12 protein-coding genes and 1 pseudogene are annotated in these 9,497 nt (G+C 67.9%); 7 read left to right on the plus strand and 6 right to left on the minus strand.

Annotated elements, in window-relative coordinates:
• Positions 1 to 19 precede the first annotated feature (19 nt).
• The 3 genes from CUT44_RS13930 to CUT44_RS13940 form a co-directional block, all read right to left on the minus strand.
• Positions 20 to 931, minus strand: coding sequence for an IS5 family transposase (locus CUT44_RS13930; protein WP_100202284.1), 912 nt, complete (start codon positions 929 to 931; stop codon positions 20 to 22).
• Between the two features lie 85 nt (positions 932 to 1,016).
• Positions 1,017 to 1,367 (minus strand): SCO3933 family regulatory protein, encoded by a 351-nt coding sequence (locus CUT44_RS13935; protein ID WP_100202294.1) that lies wholly within the window; start codon positions 1,365 to 1,367, stop codon positions 1,017 to 1,019.
• Positions 1,368 to 1,570: 203 nt separating this feature from the next.
• Complete coding sequence (locus CUT44_RS13940; RefSeq protein WP_100202285.1) at positions 1,571 to 2,359, minus strand: GntR family transcriptional regulator; 789 nt, start codon at positions 2,357 to 2,359, stop codon at positions 1,571 to 1,573.
• Between the two features lie 110 nt (positions 2,360 to 2,469).
• Between CUT44_RS13940 and CUT44_RS13945 the strand changes: the two genes are divergently transcribed.
• The 5 genes from CUT44_RS13945 (at position 2,470) to CUT44_RS13970 (ending at position 5,680) form a co-directional block, all read left to right on the plus strand.
• Positions 2,470 to 2,877: an NUDIX hydrolase gene (locus CUT44_RS13945; protein WP_100202286.1), complete on the plus strand. Its 408-nt coding sequence runs from the start codon at positions 2,470 to 2,472 to the stop codon at positions 2,875 to 2,877.
• Positions 2,878 to 2,923: 46 nt separating this feature from the next.
• On the plus strand, positions 2,924 to 3,346 hold the full coding sequence (locus CUT44_RS13950) for an ATP-binding protein (protein ID WP_100202287.1): 423 nt from the start codon (positions 2,924 to 2,926) through the stop codon (positions 3,344 to 3,346).
• Positions 3,340 to 3,654, plus strand: coding sequence for a hypothetical protein (locus CUT44_RS13955; RefSeq protein ID WP_100202288.1), 315 nt, complete (start codon positions 3,340 to 3,342; stop codon positions 3,652 to 3,654). The genes CUT44_RS13950 and CUT44_RS13955 overlap by 7 nt, the downstream gene beginning before the upstream one ends.
• Positions 3,651 to 3,935, plus strand: coding sequence for a hypothetical protein (locus CUT44_RS13960; protein WP_100202289.1), 285 nt, complete (start codon positions 3,651 to 3,653; stop codon positions 3,933 to 3,935). Before CUT44_RS13955 ends, CUT44_RS13960 begins: the two co-directional genes overlap by 4 nt.
• A gap of 989 nt (positions 3,936 to 4,924) precedes the next feature.
• Entirely contained in the window at positions 4,925 to 5,680 is a 756-nt protein-coding gene (locus CUT44_RS13970) for a barstar family protein (RefSeq protein WP_100202290.1), read from the plus strand.
• Positions 5,681 to 5,803: 123 nt separating this feature from the next.
• Here CUT44_RS13970 and CUT44_RS35040 read toward each other — a convergent pair.
• Positions 5,804 to 6,879, minus strand: a protein-coding gene (locus CUT44_RS35040) for an IS630 family transposase (protein WP_456300518.1) whose coding sequence is annotated in 2 segments (ribosomal slippage) — positions 5,804 to 6,420 and positions 6,420 to 6,879 — 1,077 coding nt in all. Because the reading frame shifts where the segments join, the coding sequence is not laid out codon by codon here.
• A gap of 186 nt (positions 6,880 to 7,065) precedes the next feature.
• Between CUT44_RS35040 and CUT44_RS13985 the strand changes: the two genes are divergently transcribed.
• Together CUT44_RS13985 and CUT44_RS13990 are read left to right on the plus strand one after the other, a co-directional pair.
• The gene (locus tag CUT44_RS13985; RefSeq protein WP_100202292.1) at positions 7,066 to 7,500 is read left to right on the plus strand and encodes a hypothetical protein; all 435 of its coding nucleotides are present in this window, start codon (positions 7,066 to 7,068) and stop codon (positions 7,498 to 7,500) included.
• Positions 7,501 to 7,527: 27 nt separating this feature from the next.
• Positions 7,528 to 7,893, plus strand: a pseudogene (locus CUT44_RS13990) (transposase); the annotation flags it as partial.
• A gap of 264 nt (positions 7,894 to 8,157) precedes the next feature.
• Here CUT44_RS13990 and CUT44_RS13995 read toward each other — a convergent pair.
• Positions 8,158 to 8,850, minus strand: coding sequence for a response regulator (locus CUT44_RS13995; protein WP_100201597.1), 693 nt, complete (start codon positions 8,848 to 8,850; stop codon positions 8,158 to 8,160).
• A 5-nt stretch (positions 8,851 to 8,855) separates the two neighbouring features.
• A partial coding sequence (locus CUT44_RS14000) for a sensor histidine kinase (protein WP_233221400.1) occupies positions 8,856 to 9,497 on the minus strand: 642 nt, incomplete at its 5' end.

The following is a 9,497-nucleotide window of genomic DNA, read 5'->3' on the forward strand; positions in this document are numbered from 1 at the left end:
GTGTTGGGTAACTAGCTGATTACTCCTCGTTGTTGAGGTCTTCGGCGAGGCGTCGGGCTGCCTCGGTCTCGATCGGGCCGTGTGGTTCGACGTCCTCGCCGGCCAGCCGGGCGGCCATGAGCCGGATCATGGCCACCTTGATCATCGCTTCGGCGTGCGCGGTCTTGCGCTCGTAGTCCCGGGCCAACCTTCTGCACCGTCCCAGCCAGGAAAATGTCCGCTCCACCACCCACCTGCGGGGCAGCACCTGGAAGCCTTTCACGTCCGCGTTGCGCGGCACGACCACCAGTTCCAGGTTCTCCCTCCGGGCGGCCCACCCCACCAGCCGGGCGTCGACGGCGTTGACATAGCCACCGTCCACCCACACCAGCCCCAGCAGCGGAAAGCGCCGGTGGATGCCGCCGAGTACCAGCCGGTGGATGCCGCCGAGTACCAGTTTGGCCCCGGCCCGGTCCTGTATCGAGGCCGAGTGCACCACCGCCTTGAGGACCAGACCGCAGGTGTCCACCAGCAGATGACGCTTGCGCCCGCGCACCCGCTTGCCCGCATCAAACCCGACCGCCTCACCGCCCTCACTGGTCCGGGCGGACTGCGAGTCCAGCACGGCCGCCGAAGGCTGCGGATCCCGCCCGTCGGCGACCCGCACCCTCTCCCGCAGCGCATCGTGGACACGGTCCCAGGTGCCGTCCGCCGTCCAGGCGCGGAACCACCGGTAGGCGGCGTCCCAGGGGGCCAGGTCGTGCGGCACCAGCCGCCACGCACAGCCGGTGCCCAGCACGTACAACACCGTGTCCAGGATCAGCCGGCGCGGGAACTTCAGCGGCCGCCCGCCCCGGCGCGGATCCCGCCGGGGCAGCAACGGCTCGATCACCGCCCACTGGGCATCGGTCAACGACGTGTCATAGGCAGGCTTGCAGACACAGACACACATGCCGGTGATCCTCACCGCCAGCCGACCAGCGGCCATCACCACCCGGCAGTCACAGCCTGTCTCTAATCAGTTACCCAACACTTTCTCAGGCCCCCACCGCTGCCGGGACGGCGCCCGGGGTGACGGCGGCGGCCCGGTAGGCGATGCCGTGCTTCTGCTGGCCGTTGAAGACGTTCTCCCACGGCTTGGCCACCAGGCCCGGCAGGGACACCGGAGCGCCCAGCGTCAGACCCTCGGCGATGCCGCTTTCGGGTACGGCGACCCGGATCAGCGCCGACTCGCCGTCGTCGATGTAGACGACGCCGACCGTCATCAGCGTCTCCCCGGTCACGGTGTCCTTGGCGATCTCCCCGGTCTGCCGGTCCCGGACCTTCGGAGCGGGAGCTTCGGTGAGCAGGATCGTGGCGGTGGAGGTCTCCACACGGATGGTGCGCAGCAATTTCTCTCCTTGAAGACACACCGGGACCATGACACCTAGTCGTCTAGACAAGATGCGTCGAGGTGATCCCGGAACGGCTGGGAACGCGGACCACTGTGCCACAGAGCTTGCCCACTCGTCTATACGAGTATGCGTCTGAGGATGTACGAGTCGAAACCAGCCGCGCACCGGACCGCATCGCACCCCACCCATCCCCGGCGTCAGGTGGCCGGCAGCCGGTACGCCAACACGTAGGCGTCAGCGGCCATCACCGTGTCGCAGACCTCCACCGCCCGCCCCTCGGTGTCGTACGCGGTGCGCACCAGGTGGATCACCGGCACGCCGCTGGACAGCCGCAGCGTCCGCACCTCCTGCGGCGTGGGCATCCGGGCCTTGATCTCCTCGTCGAAGTGGTCCAGCCGGTGCCCCAACTCCTCCAACCGGGCATAGATGCCGCCCGGGCCCGGGTTCGGCTGGGCGATCGGAGTGTTCCGCGCCAGATCGAGCGGAAGGTAGGAGGTGGCGAACTCCACCGGCCGCCCGTCCAGCAGATACCGGCGACGCCGGGCCAGCACCCGCCGCGGCGAGCCCAGACGCGCCGAGATGTCCTGACTGGGCCGCTCCTCCCCGACCTCCAAACTGTCCACCTCCGACTTACTCCCGGCCGCCTCCGCCTCCACGAGAAACGCGGACTTCCCCTGTTCCCGGTGGCGCCGGGCGAACCGGTCCGAGGCCAGCCGCCGCACGGGCGGACGCGGCCGGACGAACACGCCCTTGCCGTGCTCGGAGACCACCAGGCCCTCGGTCTGGAGGATGGACAACGAGTTGCGCACCGTCATCCGGGAGACGCCGTAGTGCTCGACCAACTCTGCCTCGGACGGCAGCTTGGCGCCCTCGGTGAACCGCCCCTTGTCGATCGCCTCGCGGATCTGATCGGCGATCTGCCGAAACACCGCGCGGTCACTGGTCGGGTCCAGCGCCCCGAGAACGCCGGGGGAGAGAGCCGCCATCTTTACTCCTTTAGATATCTAGACGAGCACCTGAGTGTCATTGCTACGGTGGAGAGCCTAGCCAGGTAAGGGGACCCCAGAACGTGAGTACCGCTGAACGCCCCCACTCCGTGAGCGTCGCCGGAGTCATCATCGACGACCACGGCCGCGCCCTGCTGATCAAGCGCAGGGACAACGGACACTGGGAGCCGCCCGGCGGCGTCCTCGAACCAGGCGAGACCATCCCCGACGCCCTCCAGCGCGAAGTCCTCGAAGAGACCGGCATCAAGATCGCACTTCCGGCGACCCTGACCGGCGTCTACAAGAACATGACCGGCCTGATCGTCTCCCTCGTCTTCCGCTGCGAGGCGATCGACGGCACCCCCACCACCGGCGACGAGACCCGCGCCCTGCGCTGGGCCACCCGCGAGGACGTCACCGAACTCACCGACGAGGCATACGCCGTGCGCGTCCTGGACGCCCTGGATACGGCATCCCCACCGGCCGTCCGAGCGCACGACGGCGTGAAACTCGTCTAGCCCAAACCCACTGCCCATGGCGGCCTACCAGCACGAAGGAACTTGTATGGACGAGTATACGAGTACGGTGCAGGTCTGGGAACTCTCCTGCCCAAGACTCCCGGCCGAAGTCGCCCGCGCCCGCCGCTGGACCCGGGACATCCTCACCGGCAGCCCTCACGCCGACGACGCCGCACTGATCGTCACCGAGTTGAGCGCCAACGCCGTCACCCACACCACCGGCCCCGCCTTCCGTATCACCATCACCCGCACCACCCAGGCTGTCACCCTTGCCGTCACCGACACCGGCGGCAGCCCCACCCACCCCCACATCACGCACCCCGACGAGGAGTCCACCCACGGTCGGGGACTGGCCATCGTCACCCACCTCGCGGCAGCACTGGAGATCCACCACGACACCGGCGGCCACACCGTGACCGCCACCCTCCCCGCACCACTCCCAGCCGCACGAGAAGCCCAACCATGCTGAGCACCCGCGCCTACTGGTGCGAAGCGATCGCCCACACCCCCGACGACGGCCGCACCTTCTGGCTCGCCGCCCACCACACCAGCTCACCCCGCCTCGCCCTGCGCTGGCTCCACATCCGAGCCCGCCACATCAGCGACCAACTCGACCCACCAGCCGCCCGCCCCGTCCTGGCATGGCTCCACGACGACCAGGCCCACGAACACGCCTTAACCGTCCTCGCCCACGGCGCGCCCTACAGCCACACCATCCCCGACGACGCCGTGCGCTACCTGCTCACCGCCCGCCCCCTCACCAGGCAGCACCCATGACCCACGACCGCACCACCCAGAACGACCAGCTCTACCGCTACGAGATCACCGCCGCCATGAACGCCGTCGTCCGCACCTGCGCCGACATCGTCCGCGACCACAGCCACCGCGGCTTCTGGACACCCCACACCACCACCGACCAAGCCACCCACCAAGACCTGATCGAAGCCGCCCGCAAAGACGTGCTCAACCACCTTCAAATGGTCATCCAGTGCGCCGAGACAGTCGCCTACGCCATCGAGCAGGACCGCCAACGCCAGCCCAACAAGCCGACTGAGTAACAACCTTCTCTACGACTTCAAGTGCGGCTCGCTGCCGCTCGCCGCGCGCGGCCCGGCTCCCCGCCGGGCCGACGCTCCTGCCTTCGTCCCGCTCCGCCCCGGCGTCCGCCGGCCGCGCACCAGCAGCGAGCACCGGGGTTGCTGTCAGGGCTGGTCGGTGGCTGGGGCCGGTCGGCTCCGACGGCTTTACGCACCTGCCCGGTCCGGGACCCGCATCGAGCAAGCCCAGGGGGCCACTCGGACACATTGCGGGCAGGTCCAAAGCCTGCCCGAGTTGCCAACCAGCGTACGGCCCCCTGATCATGCCCGACCCCAGTCCGGGCAGGACACCGCCCAAACCCGCTCCGCCGACCTTGCCGAAGGCCGACGCATGGTCTCCAGCCCATGCACGGTTCTGACGGCAACGATGACGGCAACCGAGACGGACCTCAGCACACTTCCACGGACGCCAGCGGACCAGCCAACTTTCGCTGACCTGCAAAAAAGCAGGTGACGCCTCCCCAGCGCGCACACGTACTATGTGCTGGCAGGGCAGACGCCAGTCCTCGTTCACAACAGCAATGGCTGTCCTGCCGGGGAGCTGTCGGATCCACTTCCGCAGGGGATGTCGAGGCACTTCGTCAATGCCTATGACGAAATTAGGGCCGGGAGAGGCGTTCCGCAGACGGATCCTGCCACGGGAGCGCAGAAGGTATTCCAAGGCAGGGCGACTCACGAGAAGCGCTGGGCGGGTGCCCTGGAGTATCGAGTTCCCGGATCTAAGGGTGACAGCGCTCGGATTCTAGCGAAAACCCTGCCAGATGGCCGGATAGTGATGGGATGGACGAACGACCACTACAAGACGATCAAGCCTTTCAGTGCACCCCACTTCCCTGACTCTGGGTGGTAGTAGGTAGAAGTAAACACAATGGAGAGTCCGGAGAGGTCGTCGTCAGACCTCTCCGGACTCTCCGCCAGAATTCTCCTGGTCGGCAGCGGGAAGGTGCGAAATGAGTGAAAGCGGTTCGATTGTTCCGCTCTATCACCTAGTCGAAGAAGAGACCGGAACGGTCATTATTGCGGCGCGCGAAATTAGCGGGTTCTTTGTGGAGTCGGATCACGCACAGTCAGAGGAAATCTTGATCTACGGGTCGGCGCGGGAACAGGTCCGCCTCGGCATGGACCTGTCCGGTACAGAGCTGCGCGTGGTCAACTCGCTCGGCAAGGCGATCGGGTCGTATTACATCGGGCGGGTGGGGCTGCGCTCTACGTTCGAAGGTAAGGGAAGTCCCGGGCAGGGCGGCTTTGTTGCAACCTTCTATGGCCATACCTGCCCGTACGCCACGGCGGGAGCGATTTGGCGTCGATGGGCTTCGGGAAGTCCCCTTGTGAATGGGGAATGGGCCAGGTATCCCGTCGAATCGCATGATAGCTGGCTCCATGTGGTTCAAAACTCCTGGTTCGAAACAGGTCATGCGGCTAGGAGGTACGGCGTCGGAGAGATCTGCGTAATCGATGGCAGGCAGATTCTCGGTGAAAGCAGCTTCTACTGCGCACTTGGTGAATCGGTTAATGGCCCCGGTGGATATTTTGGATCCACCCTTGACGGGCTTGCTGATTGCCTTGCATCGTCCCGAAATCCTAGCGCTCCGTTCGAGTTGGTCTGGGAACACTTTTCCGGTGCGCAGGAAAGGATGGGCGCCTCGCTGTCGGCGTCCATCATGGAAGTTCTGAGAGAATTCGACGTAGACGTGATGCTCAGGTAGAAGCACTCGGTTTATGGAAATAAGGAGTGCAAATATTAAGGCCCACCAGGCGATGCATGGTGGGCCTTCAGCGGCTCTTGACGGCAGTAGTTGACGCTGAGGTTGAAAGGGTGGGGTGACAGGCTATGGGGGCTCCAGTGTCAGTCCGGCCCCGGCGATGAAGCCGTCGAGGACTTCGGGGCGGCGTTGGATGCCGCACAAGCGGTTCTTCACGAGCGGGGTGAGGTCGTCGATCGTGCGGGGTGCGAGATTGGCCAGGGACTTCTTCAGGTGCGCCCACACGCCTTCGACGGGGTTGAGGTCGGGTGCGTACGGCGGGAGCTTGATGATGGTCAGCCAGTCGCTGTTGCGGTCGCAGAACTCCCGCAGGGCCTTGGCGTGGTGGGTGCTGGCGTTGTCCCACACCACGATCAGCGGTGCACCGCCGAGCTGCCGACGCGCGGAGGAAAGCAGGTCCGCGAACTCGCGGGCCCGGAAGCCCTTCTTCTCGCCGGTGCGGCCCCGGTACGTCTGGGTCCGGTAGATCAGCCTGGTCTCGCGGCCCGGTCTGACGCAGATCATCCCGGCCATCAGGACCCGGCCGGACCCCTTGCCCGTCACTGTGACCAGCGGCGTCCGCCCACGTCGCGACCAGGTCCGGCCCTTGCCGGGTTGCAGGTCCTGCCCAGCCTCGTCCTCGAAGACTATCCACGCGCCCAGGAGCTGGGCCGTCCTCTTACCCGTGACGACTGCTCCGTCCGCCACGCGACGACGGCCTGCTCGTCCCGCTCGACGGCCCGGTGCACAGGGACCTGCGGTGACCAGCCCAGCCGGTGCAGCAGATACGACACCCCACGCGGGGTATACCGGTGACCGAACAGCCGGTGGATCAGCTCCGCGACCCTCGCCAGGGTCCACCGCTGGTCCTCCATCCAGCCGTGCGCCGCGGGGCCCGCTTCCAGCTCGGCCTGCAACCGCTCCGCCTGGGCCTTGCCGAGCCGGCACGGAAAGCCGCCGGCCCCCTTGGACGCCAGAGCCGCGCTGCCGCCCCTGCGCCAGACGGCATGCCAGGCATACGCCGACTTCCGCGACACCCGTAACCCGCGGGCCACCTCCGGCGGCCGCACCCCCTGCTCGAACATCTCCGCGGCCTCGAAACGCACCGCCTCACGCTTCGCCCGCCCCGCGGCGGTCAGGCCGCCGCCATCCGCGTACCTCATGGCGACGATGTAGCACCGCAAACGCCCGCTGTCACCCCACCCTTTCAACCTCAGCGGCAACTGGAACGACAAGGCCGACGCCATCAAGTTCTGAATCCAGTCGTCCGGTCAGTACCGGCGCTCCGGACTCGGGGCGCCGGTACTCTGGCATCTCGTATCTGACCCAAGCGCGCGACGGAGGCTCCTGTGAAGCGCACGCCCCATGGCGCTGCCGTCCTCACGCTCGGCGCCGTCCTGATCGCCGGAGCCACAGCCTGCAACGTCGACACCACCAAGCCACCCAACAAGGACGGACTGGTGGCGGAACTGCCCGCGGATCCGGATATGGCGCAGTCCAGGAAGAAAGCGCGTGAGTTCCGGAGCTGGGTTGACAAGCACGGAAGCACGCAGCAGAAGGATGCGGTTGGACGTGTCCAGCGCATCATCGGAGAGTGGAACGAAAAGACGGGAAGCGTCTATGTCTCCACCGACATCAACGGTGGAAGGACTCCGGTGAGGGACCCGGAGGCGGCTGCCGCCGCGATCGTTGTGGCCTTCGACGACTGGCAGGACTCCGGCCAGGGCCACGTGTCGGTGTACGACGTCTTCGGCAACGCCATGACCGCCGACAACGATTTCTGACGGGGCATCCACCGGGGTCGGCCTTCAGACGGACACAAGAGCTTCGCCTGGACCGACTACCGCGACTTGCTGACCGCTGCCCACCACCAGCTCGGTGGCCCCATCGTGGTCGTCCGGGACCACTTGAACGTGCACACGGCCGTCGATCTGCGGGAGTGGGCCGCAGATCGGGGCTGGCTGACCATCTCCTACCTGCCGCCCTACGTGCCCGACCTCGACCCGGTCGAGGGGATCTGGTCCCTGCTGTGGTGCGGCTGGCTCTCCAACGTCGCCTTCGCCACCCCCGAACCCCTCGTCCTGCGCGTCCGGCGCGGTCTGCGACACATCCGGTGCCGCAGCGAGCTCATCGACGGTTGCCTCGCCGAGACCGGCCTGACCGTCAGGCCCGCCTGAACTCTCACGACACCACGATTTCGACCTCCGCAACGCGGGGCACGCGGGCTTTCTCCGAGGCCGAGTCCGGGTTCGGTGGTGGTGGGGGGCCGGCGGCCCGTGATCGGTCTTCCTCGCGCGAAGGACCCCCGTTGGTGAGAGCAGTCGCGGGCCAGGCTCCGGCCCGTGCTTCCATGCCGGGGAGGTCACCAAGGGGGCGGGGCGGGGGCTCACCTGGTCTGCCGGGTGGGCGGCGCTGTGCCTCGGGCACACGACCGTGCCGGTTCACGGCGTGTCGGACGCCAGTCCGACCCGGTAGGCGAGGACGACGGCCTGGACGCGGTCGCGCAGGCCGAGTTTCGCCAGGATGCGCGACACATAGGTCTTGACGGTCTCGGGCGTGATGAACATCGCCGCGGCGATCTCCGCGTTCGACAGCCCCTCGGCGATCAGCCGGAGCACTTCCAGCTCGCGGGGGGTCAGTGCGCGCACGATGTCCTGCCTGGCCGGCCGGGAGGTGTCGGCCGGTCGCAGATGCTGGGCGAAGTGGCCGATGAGGTGGCGGGTGACGGCGGGTGCCAGTAGGGCCTCGCCCCGGGCGACGGTGCGGATGCCGCCCACCAGTTCCGCCGGGGGCGCGTCCTTGAGGAGGAAGCCGCTCGCTCCGGCGCGCAGCGCGTCGTAGACGTAGGCGTCGACGTTGAAGGTGGTGACGACCAGGACCTTCGGCGCGTCCTCGGTGTCGGGGCCGGCCAGTTGCCGTGTCGCCTCGATGCCGTCGAGCAGGGGCATCCGGATGTCCATCACGACCACGTCGGGGCGCAGCCGCCGCGCGGCCTGGACCGCCTCGTGGCCGTTCTCGGCCTCCCCGACGACCTCCATGTCGGGCTGCGCGGAGAAGATGGTGACGTAGCCGGTCCGCACCAGCGCCTGGTCGTCGCAGACGAGCACACTGATCGGTGGCGGCGCGTCGTTCACTGGGGTCACTCCTGAAGGGGCCTGGACGGAATCGTGGCGCGGACCTCGAACCCGCCCTCGGGCCGGGGACCGGCCTCCAGTTCACCATCGAGCATCCGCACCCGTGCACGCAGCCCCGCCAGTCCTCGTCCGCCCGCGGGGCCCGGCTTCCGCGTGACCGGTGCGGCGACCGGTCCGTCGGTGGTCACCTCGATCTCGATGTGCTCGGCACCGTGCCGGAGCAGGACCCGTGCCGGCTTGCCTGCCGCGTACTTCATGGCGTTGGTGAGCGCCTCCTGCACCACCCGGTACGCGGCCAGTTCCACGTCCACGCTCCGCGGCCGCCGCTCACCCTGCTCGCTGAACCCGACCGGCTGGCCCGACCTGCGGGCCTGCTCGACCAGGTCCCCCACCCGCCCCAGGGTGGGTGCCCGGCCCGCGCGCGCCGGGTCCGCGGACGCCGACTCGCCGGTCGCCTCCAGGACGCCGAGCAGGTACCGCAGTTCCGTCAGCGCCCGGCGGCCGGTGTCGCTGACGGCGGTCAGTCCCTCGCCGGCGCGTTCCGGCGCGGACGTGAGCAGGAACTGCGCCGCGTCGGCCTGGACCACCATGGCCGTCACGTGGTGGGTGACCACGTCGTGCAGTTCGCGGGCGATCCGCGCCCGCTC

The organism is Streptomyces carminius (assembly GCF_002794255.1).
Classification (GTDB): domain Bacteria; phylum Actinomycetota; class Actinomycetes; order Streptomycetales; family Streptomycetaceae; genus Streptomyces; species Streptomyces carminius.